We start from the raw sequence: 21,148 nt of genomic DNA, 5'->3' as shown, positions 1-21,148 counted from the left end.
TTTGAGTGAGAGCGCGGCTTTTTCAGGCCGTTTGCTTGATGGGCGAGCCCTGTGCCCGCTCGAATAGATGACGGACCACCCGCCGCGCGGCGGCGGCGGCGGCTTCCTGCCAGATCCCGACACCGCTGTGGGCCAGGCCGTCGCTGGTCAGGTAGACCCGGCCCTGGGCCTGGTTGAGCAGGCTGTAGTCCGGGTCGGCCACTTCGTGATTGATCCACGGGCCGAGGTTGTAGGGGATCTTGGCCCAGGCGATCGCCAGCGGTTTGCGCAGCTCCCGGGCGTGGCCGGGATGCAGCAGTTCCACCGCCTGGCGTGACAGTTCGATCTGTTCGGCCAGGGGCCTCTCGCCGAACCGGCGGGCGGTCTCGCCATTGTTGTAGGCCGCCACCAGCACCCCTTCAGCCTGGTTGAAACCGCCGCTGGGGTACCACAGGCCGGAGGACTCCTGGTTGATGAAGGAAAGCCCGCCGTAGATCTGGTAGTCGCGCTCCCAGAAGCGCCGGGACTGCCAGGCGACCTTGTTGGCGTAGCCGAACTGGACCGCGGCGATCGCCTGCTGTACCGGCCGGGCCAGGTTGTTCCTGACCTTGGCCAAAAGCGGCAGCGGCAGGCTGCTGATCACGTAGTCGGCCTTCAGCGCCTGCTTGCGCCCTGTATGACGGTCGAGGTAGCCGACCTCGACGACGTCCGTCCGGTTGTCGATCGACAGCACTTCGGCGCCCAGCCGCAGTTGCGCCTTCAGGTGCCGTTCGAAGGCTTTGGCGATGCGGTCCATGCCACCGACCGGCTGGAACATGGTCGGGGAGAACTCCGGGTATTCGTCGATCATCAGCGCGGTGGTCAGCGCCGGGTTGAGCAGGGTCTGCAGCGGCAGCGGGTCGCGTTTCTGCGCCAGTTGGTCGCCCGCTCCCGGCCAGACCTTGTAGCCGGAGCGGGCCGAACCGAGGTATTCGAGCTTGTCCGAAAGGTCGCCCCAGGTTCTCAGGAAGCTCAGCAGGTGCTCACGGTCGGCGGGGCTCAGTTCCTGGTCCAGCGCCTGGCGATTGACCGCCTTGGCCAGCAGCTCGGAAAAATGTCCGCGGCTGTCGTTGACCGCCTGGCGGATCTGGATGGCCGGCGCGTTGAGATCGGGGCGCACCAGGGCATTGCGGCTGGTGTTGACCAGCACCTCCAGCTCGACGCCAAGTTCGCGGCAGTAGCCGAGCATCAGTTGATGGTGGCTGGGCAAGCGACCGGGGCCGGCATTGAGGTAGAACCCCTGGTCGAAGTCGACGACCTGCACGCTGCCATCGGTGTACTCGACGCGATCGCCCTGGCGCACGGTCCAGTTGCGACCGCCGACGCGGTCGCGGGCTTCGAGCAGGGTCACCTTGAAACCGGCCTTGTTCAGCTCATAGGCACTGACCAGGCCGCCGATGCCGGCACCGATCACGATCACGCTGGCACCGCGGCCGACGGCGGCGGTCGGCAAGGCGGCGTAGTTTTCTTCACCGGCCGCAGCCTGGCGGTCCACTCCGAGCAGGCCCATCACCGCCGTTGCCGCCTGCAGGCCGCCAACGGCGGCGACGCGGGCGATCAGTTGTCTTCTGGTCAACGGCATGCAAGCGCTCCCTGCCTGTGTGGTGGATAGTTCATTCCGTTATAGCCCGCCGAAACATTCAGTTACTTCGGTCTATGGAGGCCATCCTAAAGAGCGCAACTTAATAAGAGAAATACATTTTAGGCATATGCAAATATTACTTTGTTTCATATTTTATGACGCGGATATTGCACGAAATGCATAGAGGAAGGGCGACTGCTACTCCCCGCGAGCCTGGGCCTCAGCCAACACCCGCAGCAGGTTGCCACCCCAGATGTTCGCCAAATCCCGCTCCCCATAACCCGCCGCCAGCAGGCGCTCGGTGATCTTCGGCAATTGCGCGACATCCTCCAGCCCCTCGACCCCGCCACCACCATCCCAGTCGGCCCCGATGCCGACATGCTCCGGCCCGACCACCGCGAGGATATGCAGCAGGTGCTTCATGTAGTCATCAAGCGTCGCCCGCGGCTCGGGAAAGCGTGCCTCCACGGCGCGGATCCGCGCCGCCAGGTCCGCCACCTGCGCTGGCGTCATGCTCGCCGCCAGACGGAATTCCCGGTACAGCGGCCCCAATGCCTTGGCACGCTCCGGATCGGGCCGCTGGTCGATCAGGTCGCTGGGAAAGCTGTTCACCTGGATCACCCCGCCCTTGGCCGCCAACGCCTTCAGGCGCCGGTCATCCAGGTTGCGCGGGTGCGCGGTGATCGCCCGGCTGGAGGAGTGCGAGGCGATGATCGGTGCCGTGGACAGCGCCAGTACCTGGTCGAACACCTGGTCCGAGGCATGGGAAACATCCAGCAGGATCCCCAGCCGGTTGGCCTCGGCCACCAGCGCCCGGCCCTGGGGACTCAGGCCATGCCATTGCGGCAACGCGGTGGCCGAATCGGCGAAGTCGTTGTTCGCCGAATGCACCAGCCCGAGCATGCTCAGGCCCAGGCGTCGATAGGTCAGCAGCCGCCCGGGGTCGGCCGCCAGCGGTTCGGCATTCTCCATGCTGATGAACACCACCCGCTGGCGCCGGGCGACGATGGCCGGGACATCCTCGGCCTTCAGGGCCAGGGCGAACTGCTGCGGGTGGGCGGCGACCATGTCGCGAATCCGCGTGAGCACCGCCAGGCCGTGTTCGCTGGCCAGGGTACGACCTTCGGCAGTCAGCGGCCCCTGGGGCGTGAAGATGGCCCAGAAGCCCCCGTCCAGTCCACCCTCCTCCATGCGCGGCAGGTCGACCTGGGACAGATCGTCGGCGTAGCGGTGGCGCTCGGTGATGTCCCAGCCGGGACGCGCCAGTTGCATCGGCGTGTCGAGGTGGCTGTCGAGAACGGTGAGGCGCTGGTGCAGGGTGTCGGCGGCCTGAACTTGCGAGACCAGCAGCAACGCAAGGGCGAGGGTTTTCTTCAACATCGGGATCATCCATGACTACCTGGAGCCGGCCTGCTGCGCACGGCGCACTCTGCAGGAGCGTGGCTTGCCCGCGAAGAGGTGCTCAAGCCTTGCGCAAAACCAAAACGACATAAAGAGCAGAAGGGAGCAGTGTCTCAGGCCGGCCCCCAGCGAAAACTGCGATCCCACAACCCGCTCACGTCCAGCTTCTGCGGCAGCACCCCGGCCTCGAAGAACAGGTCGGCGACATCCTGCTGCGAACGCACCGCCGCATCGTCAACCGGCTGCAGGATCCGCGGTCCGCTCTGGGCCTTGTACTGCGCCAGGAACACCTCCCTCGGCATCCCGAGGATCTTCGAACTCTTGGTCGCCCATTCCTCGGGATGCGCGGCAATCCATTGCCAGGAGCGGTACTCGCGCAGGATGTAGTCGGTGATCGCCGCATGCTTGAGCGGGTCGGCGATGCTGTTCTGGTTGGCCGCGATCACGTAGTTGCCCGACAGGTAGCCCTGCCCGGTCTTCAGCACCCGCGCCCCGGCGCGCAACTCGGCGAGCTGGATGAAGTAGCCGAAGCTGACCCAGGCATCCACCGCGCCGTTCTGGAACGCGGCGAAGCCATCCTGGGGCGTCAGCGCCATGGGCACGATGTCGTCGAAGCCCAGCCCCTGCTCCTTCAGCGCCTTGAGCAGAAAGTAGTGGGAACTGGTGGAGCGGATATAGGCGATGCGCTTGCCCTTGAGCTCGGCCACCGACTGCACCGTCGAGCCCTTGGGCACGATGAACGCCTGGTTGTTGACGTCGCCGGTGAGCACCGCGATCAGCTTCACCGGCGCATGATTCCTGATACCGAAGATCGGCGGGATCTCGCTCATCGGTGAAATGTCCAGGGTACCGCTGACCAGCGCCTCGAAACTCAGGTTGCCGCCGTTGAACTCGGCATACCTGACCTTGTACGGCGCCGGGCCGATGCCGGCCTCGGGGAAAAACGATGGCGCCGCGCCCTTGTAGGTCGCGACATTCAGGGTCACCCCACTGAGGTCCTGGGCCCGGCCGAGGCTCGGCAACGCGGCGCCGAGCCCGGCCAGGGCCGAAAGCTGCAGAAAACGACGACGGTCCATCAGGCTGACTCCTGTCACAGAAAGGCATCCGGCTCGTTGCGCAGAACCCGATCCCAGTAAGGTTGAAAACTGAACCAGCCGCCGAACTCGGTGCCGACCTGGCGCGCGGTGTGACGCGCCACCTCGGGCGGAATCGGTCGCGGCGTGCCGGCGGCTTCGGCCAGCAGTTGGGTATGGGCGGCGTTGTCCATGGCGATGAAGCGCCAGACAGCGGCCTCGACCGTCTCGCCCACCGTCAGCAGACCATGGTTCTGCAGGATCAGCGCCTTGTGCTGGCCAAGCGTGCGGGCAATCCGCGAGCCTTCGCTGCTCTCCAGCACCACCCCGGAGAAATTGTCGAACAGCGCGTGCTTCTCGTAGAAGGCGCAGGCGTCCTGGGTCAGCGGATCGAGCAGGCGCCCCAGGCTCGACCAGGCCTTGCCGTGCAGCGAATGGGCATGGGCCGCCGCCACCACGTCCGGGCGCGCCTCGTGCAGGGCGGCATGGATGGCGAAGGCCGCCAGGTTCAACGCGCCCTCGCCTTCGACGATCTCGCCATGGGGATTGACCAGCAGCAGGTCGCAGACGCGGATATGGCCGAAGTACACGCCCACCGGGTTGACCCAGAAATGATCGGGGCGCTGTGGATCACGCACGGTGATATGCCCGGCGCCGCCCATGTCGAAACCGAGCCAGGCGAACACCCGAAAGGCCGCCGCCAGGCTCTGCTTGCGGCGCAGCCTTTCCAGTTCGACGGTCGCCTGCTGCGGCGGGTGTTCCCAGCGGAACACGGTGTGCCCGTCACGGGGCAGCCCGTAGGCACTCGGTTGATGTCTCGGTGATTCAATAGCCACGTTCGGCCTCCACGCGGTTTTCCAGGGGCAGGCCATTGGCCTCGCGGGTGATGTTGTCCAGCACCAGGCGGGCGAGGTTCAGATAGACCTGGGGTGAGTTGGCGCTGGTATGCGGCGACAGATGGATACGCGGGTGCCGATAGAAGCCATGCCCGACCGGCAGCGGCTCCGGGTCGCTGACATCCAGGCTGGCCAGGCTCAGTTGCCCACTGTCCAGCGCCTCCAGCAGGGCCTCCTGGTCGATCAGGCTGCCACGGGCGATGTTGATCAGGTGCAGGCCGGGACGGGCCGAACCGAGTACATCACGGTCAATGACACGACGGGTCAGTTCGGTCGCCGGCACCGCCAGCAGCAGGTGATCGCAGCGGGCGAACAACTCATGCAGATCGGCGACTCTCTGCACGCCGGGCACCTCGAAAGGCGCCGGCGAACGCCTCAGTGCCAGCACCTCCATGCCCAGGGCCAGGGCCTTGGGCGCCAGGGCTCGGGCAATGCTGCCGAAGCCGAACAGCCCCAGGGTGCTGCCCGCGACCTGCGCCAACGGCCGTTGCCGCCAGTGCGCCGCGTCGTCGATCCAGATCTGCGGCACCTGCTTGGCCGCCGCGAAGATGGCCGCCAGGGCGAACTCGGCAATGCTCTCGGCGGTGACGCCACGGGCGCTGGCCACCGGCAGGCTGTCGAACAGCCAGCGGGGAAAGTAGTCCAGCCCGGAGCTCGCCAGTTGCACGAAGCGCAACCCGAACGGCCAGCCCGCGGGCGCCTGGGGCGCATCGCGGAACTCGGCGTGGGGCGCCGCCAACAGCACCCGCACATCCGTCGGCAGCTCGCGCGGCAGGCCCCGGGGCAGTTCCAGCACCTCCAGTCCCAGGTTGCGCAAGCGCACGTTGAACGAGGCGTCCAGTTGGCTGGCGATGCGTGCCCCGCTCACGCCTGGCCCCCACGAGCAGGCAGGGCGAAGGCGGCACGGCCGACCGCCGCGAGAATCGCATCGTTCTGCGGTGTATGAATCCGGCTGCACAGCACATCGCGGTAGTGCCGCTCGAGCGGATTGCCACGGGCCAGACCGGGATTGCCGATGGCCTCGATTCCCAGTTCCACCGCGCTGATGGCATTGCCGGTCACCAGGTACTTGATCTGGGTCGCCTCGCTCGCGGCGATCCGTCCCTCGGCGGCGGCATCGAGCAGGACCCGGTTGGCCAGCAGCAGCGCATCGATCCTGCCGATCAGCTCATGGAAACGCGGCAGGCTCGACAGCGGCGCCCCGAGGTTGGCCGGGGTCCGCTCGCCCAGCCAGACCACCAGCCAGTCACGGGCCGCCCGGGCCACGCCGTCATAGATCGACGACAGCAGCACCGCCAGCCAGAGCACGCCACTGCTGTCCAGTTCGGACGGGCGCGGGGTGCTGGCCGGCTGGATATCCACGGCGAACTCGCTGGCGACGAACACATCCTCGAACACCACGTCATGGCTGCCGGTGGCGCGCATCCCGAGGTGATCCCAGGTCTGCTCGATGCGAATGCCCGGGGTGTCACGGTGCACCAGCCAGGTACCGACCCTGGGCTCGGGCTCGTCGCTGCGCGCCCACACCGACAGCCAGGTCAGCCCGGGAATGCCGGTGGAGTAGATCTTGCGGCCATCCAGCCGCCAGCCGCCCTCGACCCGCCGGGCGAGGGTGCCGGGCAGGCCGCCACGGGCCGGGGTGCCGAGGTCCGGTTCGACCCGCAGCGCATTGATCAACGCGCCCTGTTCCACCGCCTCGCGGGCGACCCGCTGGCGCAGGTGCAGCGGCCAGGCCTGGTTGCCCTGCAGGCGGGTGTGCTGCAGGTACTGCATCACCAGCACCAGCGCCGTCGATGGCTCGCCCCGGGCCACCGCACCGATGACCCGCCGTGCCTGGGCCAGGGTCGCCTCGCCGCCACCTAACTGGCGCGGCACGGTCAGCGCCAGCAGGCCGTGCTCATGCAGCCGATGCAGATTGGCATGGGGGAACTCGCTGTGCCGGTCGTAATAGGCGGCGGTACCGGCGAACTCCTGGCTGAGCTGCTCCAGCAGGTCGGTGAAGGCCGGGGAATCGAGGTCGAGGCTCGCTCTGGCATGGGTCCTGGGCGATTGCACGGTGGTTGGGCTCATCGATGGGCGATCCTGCTGAGAAAGTGAAGGCGACCGTCATCGACGGCGGCCACGGGTTGTTCGACGCCGAGCAGCTCCAGCAGGCGCGCACGCAGCGTCTGGAAGGTCGGGCTGGCCACCTGGCGCGGACGCGGCAGGCGGATGGGAATCTGTTCGGCGATCCGGCCGTTGGCCAGGACCACCACCCGGTCGGCCAGCAGTACCGCCTCGTCGACATCGTGGGTCACCAGCAGCACCGCCGGCTCATGGGCGCGCCACAGGTCGACGATCAATTGGTGCATGCGAATCCGCGTCAGCGCGTCGAGGGCGGCGAAGGGTTCATCGAGCAGCAACAGCTTCGGCTCACGGACCAGCGCCCGGGCCAGCGCCACCCGCTGGGCCTCGCCGCCGGACAGGGTGTGCGGCCAGGCCCCGACCCGGTGCGCCAGCCCGACCTCCGCCAGCGCCGCCAACGCCCGGGCTTTCGGCTCGGTCCCCCGCAGGCCGAGGGCGACATTGCGCCAGGCGCGTTTCCACGGCATCAGCCGGGGTTCCTGGAACACCGCCGCCAGCGGCTCGGGCACGGCCAGCCTGCCTTCGTCGATACGATCCAGGCCGGCCAGGGCGCGGAGCAAGGTGGTCTTGCCCGAACCGCTGCTGCCCAGCAGGGCGACGAATTCGCCGGGAGCGATCTCAAGGTCGAGGGCATCGAGCACCGCCTGCCCGCCGAAACGGCGGCTGACCTGCTGGCATTCGACGGCCGGACGCTGGGAACGCGAAAGAGAGAGGCTCATGATCAGTTCCTGATGAAGGATGGCCGCCAGGCCAGGGACAGGCGCTCGAGCAGACGCACCAGGCCATCGATACCCAGCCCGAGCACGCTGTAGATCAGCAGGCAGATCACGATCACATCGGTGCGCATGAAGTCCCGGGCATCATTGACCAGGTAGCCGATACCGGCGCTGGCGTTGATCTGCTCGACCACCACCAGGCCCAGCCAGCTCAGGCCGAAGGCGTAGCGCAGGCCAACGAAGAAGGATGGCAGGGCACCGGGCAGGATCACGTGCCAGATCCGCTCGCGCCGGGACAGCCCCAGCAGGGTCGCCGCCTCCAGCAATTTGGGATCGAGGCCACGGATGCCGGCAAACAGTGTGAGGTAAACGGGAAACGTGGTGCCCAGGGCGATCAGGGCGATCTTCGGCGTCTCACCCACGCCGAACCAGAGGATGAACAGCGGCACGATGGCGAGAAATGGCAGGGTGCGCAGCATCTGCACCGGCGAGTCGATCAGCAGCTCCCCCCGCCGTGACAGTCCCGAGAGCAGGGCCAGCACGGTGCCGATGCTGACACCGATGGCCAACCCGCCCAAGGCCCGTTGCAGGGAAACCCACAGGTGACGACCCAGCTCGCCGCTGCCGAGCATCTGCCACAAAGTGCCACCGATGGTGCTGGGTGCGGCGATGATTCGGCTCGGCAGTAACCCGCTGCGCGATGCCAGTTCCCAGAGCAGCAGCAACACCAGCGGACTGATCAGGCGCAGCGCCGGTTCGCGCCAGCCGGTCCAGCGGGCCAGCGTACGCAGGCCGGATCGAGGGGAGACAAGGTCTTGCGCGGGCATGCTGACGTCCTGTTCTGTAGCGCGTGGATGACCATGCTAACTACATAAAAAACGTCCGTGAAATTCGCTTTGGTTCTAATCTAATATACAAAAATTGCATTTATAAAAATAACAATTATGCAAACAATAGATTAACAGGCCTGCGCAGTGCCCGTCCGAGGAAGGCCAGGGGGCAGTCCCGGCTTCAGGACTTGCCGACCCGCTGCGCGACCATCTCGCCGAACGCGCTCACCGGCTCCTGCAGGTTGCCGAGGAAACGCGGGTGGATCAGCCACAGGTCGATCACCGGCTTGAAGTCCGTCACCGGCACGATCTCCAGCTTGTTGCGATGACCGCTGTTTTCCAGCAAGGGGGCCGGCACCAGCCCGTAACCCAGGCCATTGGCGATCAGTCCCAGTTGCAGTTCGGTGCCGAAGGTTTCCAGGTTGATCTGCAACGACAGGCCCTGGGCACTCAGGGCCCGCTGCAAGCCGGCGCGAAAACCGCAGCCATCGGGGTTGAGCACCCAGCCGCGCTGGTACAGGTCGGCCAGCTTGCATGAACGGCGGGTCACCTCACCCTTCGCCGCCACCACCACCAGGTTCATGCTGCCCAGCGAGCGCCCGACCACCCCGTCGGGGAACACCTTGCCCGCCGGGAACAGTGCCGCCACCACGTCCAGCTCACCGTTCTCGACCTTGCCCAGCAGGTGGCTGCCCCAGCCGGTGGCGACCGAGGTCTGCAACTGCGGGTAGAGATTCTTCAACTGGCTCAGGGCATCGAGCAGCACCACGTCACCGATGGTCTGCGGCACGCCGATACGCAACGCCCCGCTGGGCGCGCCGTCATTGGCCACCAGTTCGCTGAGGCCATCGAGCGCGCGCAGCACTTCCAGGCACTGCCCATAGACCCGCAGGCCCATGCTGGTGGGCTTGAGCGGCTTGGTGTTGCGGTCGAGCAACTCCACCCCCAGCGCCTCCTCGAAATTCTGCACACGCCGGGTGATGGCCGGCTGGGTCAGTTGCAGCGAATCGGCGGCCTGGCTGATGGTCTGGCAACGGATCACCGCCACGAATGCATTGATATCATCTATCTTCATTCTTTATTCGCATAATAAATAAGTGGAAAAATGCCAGGAAAGAATAATACCTTTTAGCCCACTCGTGTAGTTCACGTCGTATCCGACTGTCCACGGAGGGACCTCAATGCCTCGACAATCCCATCGCCCCGTTGCCACGCCAGCGGCCCCGAACCTCGGTCGATTACGCCACTTCATCGACCAATTGGCCGCCCTGCTCGCTACCCGACCTGGCGAAGAACAGGTACTCGCGGATGGCAGCCGGCTGCTGCAACAACTGGTCGCCCATGACGACTGGCTGCCCGCGGCGTTCGCCCAGCCCGATCCGCAGCGCTACCAGCAGTTCCTGCTGCATGCCGATTCGCGCCAGCTGTTCTCCATCGTCAGTTTCGTCTGGGGCCCGGGCCAGAGCACGCCGATTCATGATCATCGGGTCTGGGGGCTGATCGGCATGCTGCGCGGCGCCGAATATTCCCAGGGTTTCGAACGCCGCGCCGACGGCAGCCTGCAGCAAGCCGGCCAGGCAATTCGCCTGGATCCCGGTCAGGTCGAGGCGGTCTCGCCGCGCATTGGCGATATCCACCAGGTATCGAATGCATTCGACGACCGGGTGTCGATCAGCATCCACGTCTATGGCGGCAACATCGGCGCGGTGAAGCGTGCGGTGTACCACCCGGACGGCAGTGAAAAACCGTTCATCTCCGGCTACTCCAACAGCCTGCTACCTAACCTCTGGGACCTGTCGAAGGAGCCCCCGCAATGACCGAGATCCGCACCCGCCATTACCAGGACATTCGTCAGGCCCTGCTGGCCCGCCAGGAACTGGCCCTGCTCGATGTCCGCGAAGAAGCCCCCTTCGCCGAGTCCCACCCACTGTTCGCCGCCAACATCCCGCTGTCGAAACTGGAACTGGAGGCCTATGCCCGGATTCCCCGCGGGGACACGCCGGTGACCCTCTACGACAATGGCGAGGGCCTGGCACAACGGGCCGCTGCCGTGCTGCATGAGCTGGGCTACAGCGATGTGGCCCTGCTCGAGGGCGGCCTGGCCGGTTGGCAGCAAGCCGGTGGCGAGCTGTTCAAGGACGTCAACGTGCCCAGCAAAGCCTTCGGCGAACTGGTGGAGTCCGAGCGCCACACGCCATCGCTGGCCGCCGAGGAAGTCCAGGCGCTGCTGGATGCCGAGGCCGACCTGGTGATACTCGATGCCCGTCGTTTCGACGAATACCAGACCATGAGCATCCCCGGCGGCATCAGCGTACCCGGTGCCGAACTGGTGCTGCGGGTCGCCGAGCTGGCGCCCGACCCGCAAACCCGGGTCATCGTCAATTGCGCCGGACGCACCCGCAGCATCATCGGCACCCAGTCGCTGGTCAACGCGGGCATTCCCAATCCGGTCGCCGCGCTGCGCAACGGCACCATCGGCTGGACCCTGGCCGGGCAGGCGCTGGAGCATGGGCAGGCACGGCGCTTTGCCGACGTCGGCGAGGACAATCGCCACGCCGCGCAAAAGGCCGCCCGGGCGGTGGCCGACCGGGCCGATGTGGGCCGCGCCAGCCTGGCCGAGCTGCGCCAATGGCAGGCCGAACGCGGCCGTACCACCTACCTGTTCGACGTGCGCACCCCGGAGGAATTCGAGGCCGGCCACCTGCCCGGCGCCCGCTCCACGCCCGGCGGCCAGTTGGTGCAGGAGACCGATCACTTCGCCAGCGTGCGCGGCGCCCGGCTGGTACTGGTGGACGACGACGGTGTGCGGGCGAACATGAGCGCCTCTTGGCTGGCGCAGATGGGCTGGCAGGTGAAGGTACTCGACGACCTCGCGGCGAGCGATTTCAGCGAGCAGGGTCCCTGGCAGCCACCACTGCCCGCGCGCCCCGGAGCCCGCTTCGTGGACGCCGCGACCCTGGCCAGCTGGTTGCGCGAGCCGGGCACCCAGGTGCTGGACTTCACCGCCAGCGCCAACCATGTACAACGGCATATCCCCGGTGCCTGGTGGGCATTGCGCAGCCAGCTCGCCCAGGCGCTGGCACGGATTCCCCCGGCGGAGCGTTATGTACTGACCTGTGGCAGCAGCCTGCTGGCCAACTTCGCCATCCCCGAGGTCCAGGCCCTGACCGGTAAACCGGTGTGGCTGCTGAACGGCGGGACAGCGGCCTGGATCGCCGCCGGGCTACCGTTGGAAAGCGGTGAACAGCGCCTGGCCGCGCCGCGTATCGACCGCTACCGCCGTCCCTATGAAGGCACCGACAACCCACGGGAAGCCATGCAGGACTATCTCGACTGGGAATACGGTCTGGTGGCCCAACTGGGCCGGGACGGCACCCACGGGTTCTTCGTGATCTGATACCCGCATCCGTGGCGGGCAAGGCCGAAGAGGCGGTTCATTTCAGACGAGACAAATAGCAATAATTCTCGATATCATTCACGACTTTCCAGCCCTGCCACCTGAAGTCGTGAAGGTTCCGCCATGTCTCGTCCCAAGCCCGACCCGCTGTCGGCTGAAACCTTTCGCGGGTTCTATGCGGACATCCTGCATTTCCTGCGCAAACGCACGGACAACGCCAGCGATGCGGCGGACATGACCCAGGACGTCTTCACCCAGTGGCTGGACTACGACCAGCAGGCCAAGGTCGAACAGCCACGGGCCTTCCTGTTCCAGATGGCACGCAATCTGCTGCGTGATCACTGGCGCAAGCAGAAGGTCAGGCAGGCGGTGCACAGCGAACAGGCCGACCCGGAGCAGGAACCGGTGGCCGACGAGCGCAACGACCCGTTGGCCGCCGCGCAGCGCCTGCAACGACTGGAGCAATTGAAAGAGGTGCTCGCCGAACTCTCGCCTCGGCGTCGAGAAGCCCTTATGCTTGCCCGTTTCGAGGGCTTGAGCCAGGCCCGGATCGCTGAACGTATGGGGATTTCCGTCAGCATGGTGGAAAAACATATCGCCTTTGCCTTGCTGCACTGCAAGCAGCGCCTGGAACAGGAGCAGGGCAAGGAGCAGCCGGAATGACCCGCGCCAACGATATCGAATTCGATGAAAACAGCATCGACGCCCAGGCTGCCAGCTGGTTTGCCCGCAATCGCGCCGAGCAGGCCCCAGGCACCGACAAGGACTTCGAACAATGGCGGGCCGACCCGGCCCACGCCAAGGCCTATGCCGAGTTCGAGGCCCTGTGGGCCGACCTCGTCGAGCTCCAGCAACTGAACCGGCCGGTGCCCCTGCCCGCACGCCGCAAGAATCCCTGGCGCTCGGCCCTGGCCAGCGCGGCCGCCCTGGTCTGTGCGCTGTTGGCAAGCCATGTCGGTGCGCCCAACAGCGCCTACCACCACCAGGTCGCCGCCCATGCCGAAGGCACCCGCACCCTGAAACTGCCGGACGGCAGCACCCTGTACGTGAACGCCAACACGCGCCTGCGCATCAACTTCCGCAGCCTGCAACGGGACATCTACCTGGACCAGGGCCAGCTCTACCTGGAGGTCGCCGCCGACAAGGAACGCCCACTCTGGGTGCACGCCGGCAACGCGCGGGTGCGCGTGGTCGGCACCGCCTTCGATGTGCGTCGCGGCCAGAAGCAACTGGTGGTCAGCGTCGCCCACGGCCAGGTGGCCTTCGAACCCGAAGGCGATCCGGGCAAGGCGACTCTGCTCGAAGCCCGCCAACGCGGAATCTACGACTACGCCAGGGGCACCGTGCAGCAACAGCCGGTCAGTGCCGAGGAGGTCGCCGACTGGCGCAGCGGTCACCTGACCTTTCGCAATCGCGAACTGCTCAGCCTGATCGACGAATTGAACCTGTACCGCAGCAAGCCGGTGCAACTGGCCGATGGGCCGCTGGCGCATTTCAAGGTGTCCGGCAGCCTCGATGCCCAGGATCCGGATGCCCTGCTCAACGCCCTGCCGGTGCTGATCCCGGTGCGAACCGTGGCCCTGGACGACGGCCAGGTGCGGATCGAAAGCCGCAAATGAGCACACATGAGAATATTTTTCATTCGCAGGTGAGGTTTTCTTTCACTGCCGCGTCTTCCTCCCCGATTACGTTCTGAACGAACGCCTTTTTGGCCTTTGGCCACACCGGGGGATTCAATGTTTCGCGCCGCTCACGAGTTGTTCCATCACTGTTCCCGTCCAACCCTGATCGCCGCCTGCCTGATGGCCAGCCTGCCGGTCCAGGCCGCCGACAAGGTCGCCATGAGCCTGCCGGCGCAGTCGCTGGCGACCTCCCTCAGCCAGGTGGCACAGAAGACCCACATCCAGTTGCTGTTCGACGAGGAACAGTTGCACAACATCCAGGCCCGCGCGCTGGAAGGTCAGTTCACCGCCCAGGAAGCCATCGGCCTGCTGCTCAAGGGCGGCAACTTCAAACTGCTCATGGTCGGCAACACCTTCGTGATCCGCAAGGCCGACGCTGAGCCAACCCCCGACAAGGGCGCCATCCAGCTGGGCGCGGTGAGCATCCTCGGCGACGGCAAGGAAGTGGACTCCAGCAGCGTCGGCCGCTCGACCCTGACCAAGGACGATATCGAGCGCAGCCAGCCGGGCAACATCCCCTCGCTGCTCTCGACCCTGCCCGGCATCAGCATGGGCGGCTCGATGAAGCCCGGCGGGCAGACCATCAATATCTGGGGCCTGGGCGACGCCGAGGACGTGCCGCTGACCGTCGACGGCGCCACCAAGAGCAGTTTCGAGCGCTACCAGCAGGGCACCATTTTCATCGAGCCGGAACTGATCAAGAGCATAGAGGTGGAAAAGGGCCCGCACTCGCCCGAAACCGGCAATGGCGGCTTCGGCGGCACGGTGCACATGGAAACCAAGGATGCTCCCGACCTGCTGGAAAAAGGCCGCAACAGTGGCGCCATGGTCAAGTACGGCTACGCCAGCAACAACCATGAGCAGACCTACAGCGGCGCGACCTACGGCCGTACCGACGATGGCAAGGCCGACGGCCTGGTATTCCTGACCAAGCGTGACGGCGGTGACCTGAAACTGGCCGAAACGCCACCCAATCCCAACAACCAGTATCCGATCAATCCCAAGCGCCTTCCCAACAGCGCCCAGGACCTGGATGCGGTGCTGCTCAAGCTCAACCTGAATCTCACCGACGAGCAGAGCCTCAAGCTCTCCTACTCGCGCTCCAACAGCGAGCGCTGGACACCGTTCTCGGCCCAGAGCTACCCGACACCACCGACCGCTTCCAACATCCGCCAGTACGGCTACGAGGGCGCGTTGAAACGGATGCTGGCCAATCGTGAAACCATCGACACCACCTGGTCGGGCAAGTACGAATACAAGCCACTGGACAACCCGCTGGTGGACTTGCAGATCAAGTACTCGCAGTCCAACACCGACCAGACCGACGAGCGCAACGCCAGCGCCTTCTTCAGCCTGGCCACCGGCGGACGCAAGATGGACACCGAATACCGGGACCGCGAACTGGAGATCAAGAACACCAGCCTGTTCGACACCGGTTCCCTGCAGCACGCGCTGACGGTCGGCACGCAGATCCGCAAGCACGCCCGCGAAACCGAGATGTGGATGCCGGGCAGCACCTACAACACCGCCCGCTACAACTACGGCCACTTCCAGCCGGGTTTCATGCCCCACGGCAAGGTCGACGCCAATGCCTTCTTCATCGAGGACGCCGTGACCCTGGGCGACTTCACCCTGACCCCGTCGCTGCGCTACGACCACGTGCGCAACCGTGGCGAGGCCAACGACGCACCGTACTATTCCAACCCCGATCCGGCCATCGGCCACGACTACAGCGACCGCACCTACACCGGCTGGTCGCCACGCCTGGCGGCCTTCTGGCGGGTGACGCCGACCCAGGGCCTGTACGCCAACTACAGCAAGACCTGGCGGGCCCCGGTGATCGACGAGCAATACGAAGTCCAGGGGCTGGGCAGCCGCACCGCCACCAGTGTCGACCTCGACCCCGAGCGCATCACCGCGCTGCGTTTCGGCAGCATCAGCAACTTCTCCAAGCTGCTGACCGACAACGACGACCTGATGATCCGCACCACCTTCCTGCACAACCGCATCGAGGACGAGATCTTCAAGGCCACCGGCGTGGGCTGCGCCAACCAGGCGATCAATGGCGGTACCATCAGCACCGCCTGCCCGCCGGGCCCGATGTCCAACTACCGCAACGTCGGCGGCACGACCATCAAGGGCTTCGAGGTCGAAAGTTTCTACGACTCCAGCTACCTGTTCGGTCAATTGTCCTATAGCTACCTGACCGGCAAGCGCGACAACCCGTACACCAACCCCTGGGGGCCATCGGTCTGGGCACGGGACATTCCGCCGGCCAAATGGGTGGTACTGCTCGGTACCAAGATCCCGAGCCTGGATGCCCGCGTCGGCTGGCAGGGCGTCTACGTGCGCAAGACCGACCGGGTACCCAGCGACAAGTACAGCCGCGGCCCGGGCACCAGTGTCGGCGATGCCTTCTACGACCAGTACGAAAACGACAGTTACGTGGTGCAGAGCGTGTTCGCCCAGTGGAAACCGCAGCAGCGCTACCTGAAGGGCACGGAAGTGAACCTGACGGTGGATAACCTGATGAACCGCAGCTACCGCCCGGAATTGAGCGGCGACCGGGCCTACAGCGTGGGGCGCAACCTCAAGGTCAGCCTGACACGCTACTTCTGACCCTCACCTGACCTGGTGAAGGCAGCTTTCCTGTGGGGACTGCTTTCCTGTGGGAGCGGGCTTGCCCGCGAATAGGCCCTTGAGGGCGCCAAAAGCTTCGCGGGCAAGCCCGCTCCCACATAAAGCCAATGGGGCCGGCCATGGCCCCATCAGCCGGCGTTCGCCCGCACCACGCTCAACTCCCGGACCTGGGCCCGTTTCTGGCTCAGGTAACGGGTACAGCCGACCCGCAGGAACGAAGCGAAATTCACCACCTCGCCGCGATAGTCCATCACCTCCTCATACAGGCGGGTGATCATCTGGTTGGTGGTCACGCCCTCCCCCTCGGCCATCTCGCTGAGGATGTCCCAGAACTGATTTTCCAGGCGCAGGGTGGTCACCACGCCACCGATGCGCAGTGATCGGGAACGCGACTCGTAGAGGATCGGATCGGCCTTGACGTAGAGTTCGCACATCGGCGCTGCCTCGCTTACAGGGTGATTTGGGTGCCCAGCAGGCCAAGGAACGCCGCCAGCCAGCTCGGATGCGCCGGCCAGGCCGGGGCGGTGGCGAGGTTGCCCTGGACATGGGCCTGGCTGACCGCGATATCGATGTAGCGGCCACCGGCCAGGCGCACTTCCGGGGCACAGGCCGGGTAGGCACTGCACTCGCGACCTTCAAGGATACCCGCCGCCGCCAGCAATTGCGCGCCGTGGCACACTGCGGCGATCGGCTTGCCGGCCTGGTCGAAGGCCTGTACCAGTTGCAGCACCCTGTCGTTCAGGCGCAGGTATTCCGGGGCACGACCACCGGGAATCAGCAGGCCGTCGTAATCGGCGGCATCGACCTGGGCGAAGTCGAAGTTCAGCGCAAACAGGTGCCCGGGCTTCTCGCTGTAGGTCTGGTCGCCCTCGAAATCATGAATCGCGGTGCGTACGGTCTGGCCGGCGGTCTTGTCCGGACACACGGCATGCACCTGGTGACCGACCATCTGCAGCGCCTGGAACGGCACCATCACTTCGTAGTCTTCGACGTAATCGCCAACCAGCATCAGGATCTTTTTCGCGGCCATGGGGTGAACTCCTCTGGGTGAACGCTTGGGCAGACAAGAGTAGCCAAGGTAGCCCCTGAGCACCCGGGCGGGTAATCGCCGGCTACTACGGTTGTCCGCCCCCGAACTGTACGGACAACTCTGTGCCCAGCTGTAGCAGCCCCCGCCGCAGGGTTTATGGCTGAATGAACACCCGTTCTCCAGCCTACTTTCGGTTCTCTCCCTATGTCTTCCCGTGAAAACACCGGCATGCTGCTCGGCCTGCTGGGCGTCGTGATCTTCAGCCTGACCCTGCCCTTCACCCGCATCGTGGTGCAGGAAATCAACCCGCTGCTCAATGGCCTCGGCCGAGCCCTGGTGGCGGCGATTCCGGCGGCGGCACTGTTGTTGTGGCGACGGGAGAAATGGCCGACCTGGAGCCAGTTCAAGGGCCTGTGGCTGGTGATCGCCGGGGTGATCCTCGGTTTCCCGGTGCTTTCGGCGTGGGCCATGCAGAGCCTGCCGGCCTCCCACGGTGCGCTGGTCAACGGCCTGCAACCTTTGTGCGTGGCGTTGTATGCAGCCTGGCTGTCCCATGAGCGGCCATCGAAAGCCTTCTGGGCCTGCGCGGCCCTGGGCAGTGCGCTGGTGCTCGGCTATGCCCTGCTCAGCGGCGCCGGCAGCATCCAGGCCGGTGATCTGCTGATGCTCGGCGCCATCGCGGTCGGCGGCCTCGGCTATGCCGAAGGTGGGCGCCTGGCCCGGGAAATGGGCGGCTGGCAGGTGATCTGCTGGGCACTGGTGCTGTCGGTGCCGGTATTGATCGGACCAGTGCTGTACCTGGCGGTGCAACACCAGGGCGCGGTTTCCGCCAGGACCTGGTGGGCCTTCGGCTACGTGGCGATGTTCTCGCAGTTTCTCGGGTTCTTCGCCTGGTACGCCGGGCTGGCCCTGGGCGGCATCGCCCGGGTCAGCCAGATCCAACTGCTGCAGATCTTCTTCACCATCGCCTTCTCGGCGCTGTTCTTCGGTGAGCATGTCGAGCCGGTGACCTGGCTGTTCGCCGCCGGCGTGATCGTCACGGTGATGCTGGGGCGCAAGGCCGGGGTACGCCCGGCGCAACCGGGCCAGCTGCCGTCCGGGGTTCAGCTCAAGTAGCCATCGGCGCGCAGCAGGGTTTCCAGGCAATGCTCCTGGATGGCATAGAACGCCTTGAGTTCCTCGATCTTCGCCAGCAGCCGGGCCGGGTCCTGGGGCTCGGCCCGCTTGACCGCGAGGATCATTTTGTTCTTGTTGGTGTGTTCCAGGGAGATGAACTCGAAGACCTTGGTCTCGTAGCCACAGGCCTCGAGGAACAGCGCCCGCAGGCTGTCGGTGACCATCTCGGCCTGCTGGCCCAGGTGCAGGCCGTATTGCAGCATCGGCTTGAGCAGCGCCGGGCTCTGGATCTGCTGGCGGATCTGCTTGTGGCAGCATGGCGAGCACATGATGATCGAAGCCCCGGAGCGGATACCGGTGTGGATCGCGTAGTCGGTGGCGATATCGCACGCATGCAGGGCGATCATCACCTCCAGTTCGCTCGGCGCCACGCTGCGCACATCGCCGCACTTGAACACCAGGCCGGGATGCTCCAGGCGGGCCGCGGCCGCGTTGCACAGGGTGACCATGTCCTCGCGCAGTTCGACGCCGGTCACCTCGGCCACCGCCTGTCGGGTGTTGCACAGGTAATCGTGGATGGCGAAGGTCAGGTAGCCCTTGCCCGAACCGAAGTCCGCCACCCGTACCGGCCGGTCGAGCGGGATCGGTGAACTGCCCAGGGCGTGTGAAAACACCTCGATGAACTTGTTGATCTGCTTCCACTTGCGCGACATCGCCGGGATCAGCTCATGCTGGCGGTTGGTCACGCCCAGGTCGACCAGGAACGGCCGGCTCAGTTCCAGGTAGCGGTTCTTCTCGCGATTGTGCTCGGCCGAGGGCACCTCGCGCTCCTGCCGGGCCTTGCCCTTGAACAGCGTGCTCTTGCCCTTCTTGCCGTATTCGAGCTGGATCTCGTCGGTCAGCGACAGCAGGTGGGCGTTCCTGAACGACGCCGGCAGCAGCGCCGCGACGTTCGCCACGCCTTCGGCCAGGGGGAAATTCTTGGTGATGTCGCGGGTCTTGTAGCGGTAGACGAAGGACAGGCAGGGCTGGTCCCTGACCGTCAACTGCTTGATGATCAACCGCTGCAGGTCTGCCTCGGCGCCGACATGCCTGGCCAGCACCAGCTTGATGAAGGCATTCTGCGCCAGGCTGGTTTCGAGCAGTTCGATGAACTGGGCGTGATGGTCCGGCACGGACTGGGCGGGTTTTGCAGTGACTGACATGTAGGGAAACGCCTCGGGCGTGCGGAATCTGATCTGGGAATGCCGGGCATTGTATCAGCCCAGCACCACCAGGCGGTTCGGCAACTCGTTGCGCGTCTGGGTCAGGGGTACATGGGTGATCAGCAGCTTGCCGCAGTCCTCGATGCAGGAGAGAAAGCCCTGCAGCGTCTGTCCCTGCCTGACCTGCTCGGTGAACGCCTTGACGATGGGTTCCCAGACGCTGTTGTCCAGGCGTCGGGCAATGCCCTCGTCCACCAGGATCTCCACATAGCGCTCGGCCTCGCTGACGAAGATCAGCACCCCGGTGCCGCCAACCGTGTGGTGCAGGTTCTGTTCGAGAAACTGCCGCCGCGCCAGCCCCGAGGCGCGCCAGTGCCGCACCGAGCGCGGAATCAGCCGGCTGGTGACCGACGGGATGCGAAACAGCAGGCACAGCACGATGAAGCTGCTCCACTGCACCGCCAGCAAGGCGTGTCCGTTCAGCCAGCCGAAGACGAAGTTGATGACGCCCGGTACCAGCAGCGCCAACAGGCTGGCCCAGAGCAACGGGATATAGGCGTAGTCGTCGGCACGGCTGGCCAGCACCGTCACCAGTTCCGCATCGGTCTGGCGCTCCACCCGCGCGATCGCCTCGGCGACCTGGCGCTGTTCGTATTCACTGAGTAAGGCCATGGTTGTGCTGCTCTCTCATTATTATGGGTTACCAACTGCCCGACGATCCGCCGCCGCCAAAACTGCCACCGCCACCGCTGAAGCCACCGCCGGAACGACTGCCACCGCCGCCGCCCAGGCCACCGGACCCGCCACCCCTGGGCCCATAGCCCATCAGTTGCATGATCGCGCAGAACAGCACGAACAGCACGCAGAGCAAGCCGACCAGGAACGGGTGTCGCGAACCGAAGTCTCCCTCCGGCTCGGGTTCGTCCTGTACCTTGCCGCCCAGGGTATCAAGCATCGCCTCGACCCCGGAGCGGATACCGCTGGAAACATGACCACGCTTGAACTGCGGCACGATCAACTGGTTGATGATCAGCGAAGCGCGGGCATCGGTCAGGCGTTCCTCAAGGCCGTAACCGACCTCGATACGCACCTTGCGCTCGTCACGGGCGACGATCAGCAGCGCACCGTTGTTGCGATCCTTCTGGCCGATGCCCCAGTGCCGGCCCAACTGGTAGCCGAATTCCTCGATGGTGGCGCCCTGCAGGTTCGGCAGGGTGACCACCACGATCTGCTCGCCGGTGGCCTTTTCGTGGGCCTGCAACTCCCGGCTCAGGTCCTCGGCCACCGCGGCGTCGATCATCCCGGCATTGTCCACAACCCGTCCGGTCAGTTCGGGAAACTGCAAGTCGGCCCTGGCCACCATTGCCAGCGTGCAGAGCAACAGCCACAGGGCGCTCTTGAAAATACGCATGCCTACCTCATCCGTGATGACACTGCG

The 21,148-nt window shown here is 65.6% G+C and carries 20 protein-coding genes; 6 read left to right on the top strand and 14 right to left on the bottom strand.

All coding sequences use genetic code 11. From position 1 onward, the window contains the following. Positions 1 to 22: 22 nt before the first annotated feature. The 9 genes from ACMGT0_RS08455 to ACMGT0_RS08415 all read right to left on the bottom strand — a co-directional run bounded on the left by ACMGT0_RS08455 (position 23) and on the right by ACMGT0_RS08415 (position 9,715). Positions 23 to 1,600 (bottom strand): flavin monoamine oxidase family protein, encoded by a 1,578-nt coding sequence (locus tag ACMGT0_RS08455; protein ID WP_054061366.1) that lies wholly within the window; start codon positions 1,598 to 1,600, stop codon positions 23 to 25. 198 nt (positions 1,601 to 1,798) lie between these two features. Continuing rightward, on the bottom strand, positions 1,799 to 2,980 hold the full coding sequence (locus ACMGT0_RS08450; protein WP_054061365.1) for a dipeptidase: 1,182 nt from the start codon (positions 2,978 to 2,980) through the stop codon (positions 1,799 to 1,801). 134 nt (positions 2,981 to 3,114) lie between these two features. Then, positions 3,115 to 4,077 carry an ABC transporter substrate-binding protein gene (locus tag ACMGT0_RS08445; protein ID WP_416772188.1) on the bottom strand — a complete coding sequence of 321 codons (963 nt, stop codon included), beginning with the start codon at positions 4,075 to 4,077 and terminating at the stop codon, positions 3,115 to 3,117. Positions 4,078 to 4,091: 14 nt separating this feature from the next. Then, entirely contained in the window at positions 4,092 to 4,910 is an 819-nt protein-coding gene (locus tag ACMGT0_RS08440) for a class II aldolase/adducin family protein (RefSeq protein WP_241494427.1), read from the bottom strand. Further along, entirely contained in the window at positions 4,900 to 5,838 is a 939-nt protein-coding gene (locus ACMGT0_RS08435; RefSeq protein ID WP_416772185.1) for a D-isomer specific 2-hydroxyacid dehydrogenase family protein, read from the bottom strand. Before ACMGT0_RS08435 ends, ACMGT0_RS08440 begins: the two co-directional genes overlap by 11 nt. Further along, positions 5,835 to 7,040, bottom strand: coding sequence for an acyl-CoA dehydrogenase family protein (locus tag ACMGT0_RS08430; RefSeq protein ID WP_416772183.1), 1,206 nt, complete (start codon positions 7,038 to 7,040; stop codon positions 5,835 to 5,837). Before ACMGT0_RS08430 ends, ACMGT0_RS08435 begins: the two co-directional genes overlap by 4 nt. After that, positions 7,037 to 7,813, bottom strand: a complete 777-nt coding sequence (locus ACMGT0_RS08425; protein ID WP_054063976.1) for an ABC transporter ATP-binding protein — start codon at positions 7,811 to 7,813, stop codon at positions 7,037 to 7,039. Before ACMGT0_RS08425 ends, ACMGT0_RS08430 begins: the two co-directional genes overlap by 4 nt. Positions 7,814 to 7,815: 2 nt before the next feature. Continuing rightward, positions 7,816 to 8,637, bottom strand: coding sequence for an ABC transporter permease (locus ACMGT0_RS08420; protein ID WP_416772181.1), 822 nt, complete (start codon positions 8,635 to 8,637; stop codon positions 7,816 to 7,818). 184 nt (positions 8,638 to 8,821) lie between these two features. Next, entirely contained in the window at positions 8,822 to 9,715 is an 894-nt protein-coding gene (locus tag ACMGT0_RS08415; RefSeq protein WP_054061348.1) for a LysR family transcriptional regulator, read from the bottom strand. Positions 9,716 to 9,821: 106 nt separating this feature from the next. Between ACMGT0_RS08415 and ACMGT0_RS08410 the strand changes: the two genes are divergently transcribed. The 5 genes from ACMGT0_RS08410 (at position 9,822) to ACMGT0_RS08390 (ending at position 16,338) form a co-directional block, all read left to right on the top strand. Next, positions 9,822 to 10,457, top strand: a complete 636-nt coding sequence (locus ACMGT0_RS08410; protein ID WP_054061349.1) for a cysteine dioxygenase — start codon at positions 9,822 to 9,824, stop codon at positions 10,455 to 10,457. Beyond that, entirely contained in the window at positions 10,454 to 12,037 is a 1,584-nt protein-coding gene (locus ACMGT0_RS08405) for a rhodanese-related sulfurtransferase (protein WP_416772178.1), read from the top strand. Before ACMGT0_RS08410 ends, ACMGT0_RS08405 begins: the two co-directional genes overlap by 4 nt. A gap of 123 nt (positions 12,038 to 12,160) precedes the next feature. Then, the gene (locus ACMGT0_RS08400; protein ID WP_273819235.1) at positions 12,161 to 12,700 is read left to right on the top strand and encodes an RNA polymerase sigma factor; all 540 of its coding nucleotides are present in this window, start codon (positions 12,161 to 12,163) and stop codon (positions 12,698 to 12,700) included. Further along, the gene (locus ACMGT0_RS08395) at positions 12,697 to 13,656 is read left to right on the top strand and encodes a FecR family protein (protein WP_273819234.1); all 960 of its coding nucleotides are present in this window, start codon (positions 12,697 to 12,699) and stop codon (positions 13,654 to 13,656) included. Before ACMGT0_RS08400 ends, ACMGT0_RS08395 begins: the two co-directional genes overlap by 4 nt. Before the next feature lie 117 nt (positions 13,657 to 13,773). Further along, a complete protein-coding gene (locus tag ACMGT0_RS08390) occupies positions 13,774 to 16,338 on the top strand; it encodes a TonB-dependent receptor (RefSeq protein ID WP_054058275.1) in 2,565 nt (854 codons plus the stop codon). 149 nt (positions 16,339 to 16,487) lie between these two features. Here ACMGT0_RS08390 and ACMGT0_RS08385 read toward each other — a convergent pair whose 3' ends face one another. Beyond that, positions 16,488 to 16,793 carry a ribbon-helix-helix domain-containing protein gene (locus ACMGT0_RS08385; RefSeq protein WP_017905997.1) on the bottom strand — a complete coding sequence of 102 codons (306 nt, stop codon included), beginning with the start codon at positions 16,791 to 16,793 and terminating at the stop codon, positions 16,488 to 16,490. A gap of 14 nt (positions 16,794 to 16,807) precedes the next feature. Beyond that, positions 16,808 to 17,389, bottom strand: a complete 582-nt coding sequence (locus ACMGT0_RS08380; protein WP_054058276.1) for a DJ-1/PfpI family protein — start codon at positions 17,387 to 17,389, stop codon at positions 16,808 to 16,810. A gap of 204 nt (positions 17,390 to 17,593) precedes the next feature. On the opposite strand from ACMGT0_RS08380, the gene ACMGT0_RS08375 reads away from it, so the two are divergent. Next, positions 17,594 to 18,505, top strand: a complete 912-nt coding sequence (locus ACMGT0_RS08375; RefSeq protein WP_054058277.1) for a DMT family transporter — start codon at positions 17,594 to 17,596, stop codon at positions 18,503 to 18,505. Here ACMGT0_RS08375 and ACMGT0_RS08370 read toward each other — a convergent pair. Genes ACMGT0_RS08370 through ACMGT0_RS08360 form a run of 3 tightly spaced genes read right to left on the bottom strand, consistent with a single transcriptional unit; the run spans position 18,493 to position 21,121 of the window. Next, entirely contained in the window at positions 18,493 to 19,710 is a 1,218-nt protein-coding gene (locus ACMGT0_RS08370; RefSeq protein ID WP_416772174.1) for a class I SAM-dependent methyltransferase, read from the bottom strand. The two genes, ACMGT0_RS08375 and ACMGT0_RS08370, sit on opposite strands and share 13 nt — an antisense overlap. Before the next feature lie 54 nt (positions 19,711 to 19,764). Next, entirely contained in the window at positions 19,765 to 20,382 is a 618-nt protein-coding gene (locus tag ACMGT0_RS08365; RefSeq protein WP_054058279.1) for a TPM domain-containing protein, read from the bottom strand. 28 nt (positions 20,383 to 20,410) lie between these two features. Then, positions 20,411 to 21,121, bottom strand: a complete 711-nt coding sequence (locus ACMGT0_RS08360; protein ID WP_054063972.1) for a TPM domain-containing protein — start codon at positions 21,119 to 21,121, stop codon at positions 20,411 to 20,413. Positions 21,122 to 21,148: the final 27 nt, after the last annotated feature.

This window comes from Pseudomonas sp. RHF3.3-3, assembly GCF_048069595.1.
Classification (GTDB): Bacteria; Pseudomonadota; Gammaproteobacteria; order Pseudomonadales; family Pseudomonadaceae; genus Aquipseudomonas; species Aquipseudomonas fuscovaginae_B.
This window is presented reverse-complemented; position numbering and strand designations above follow the sequence as displayed.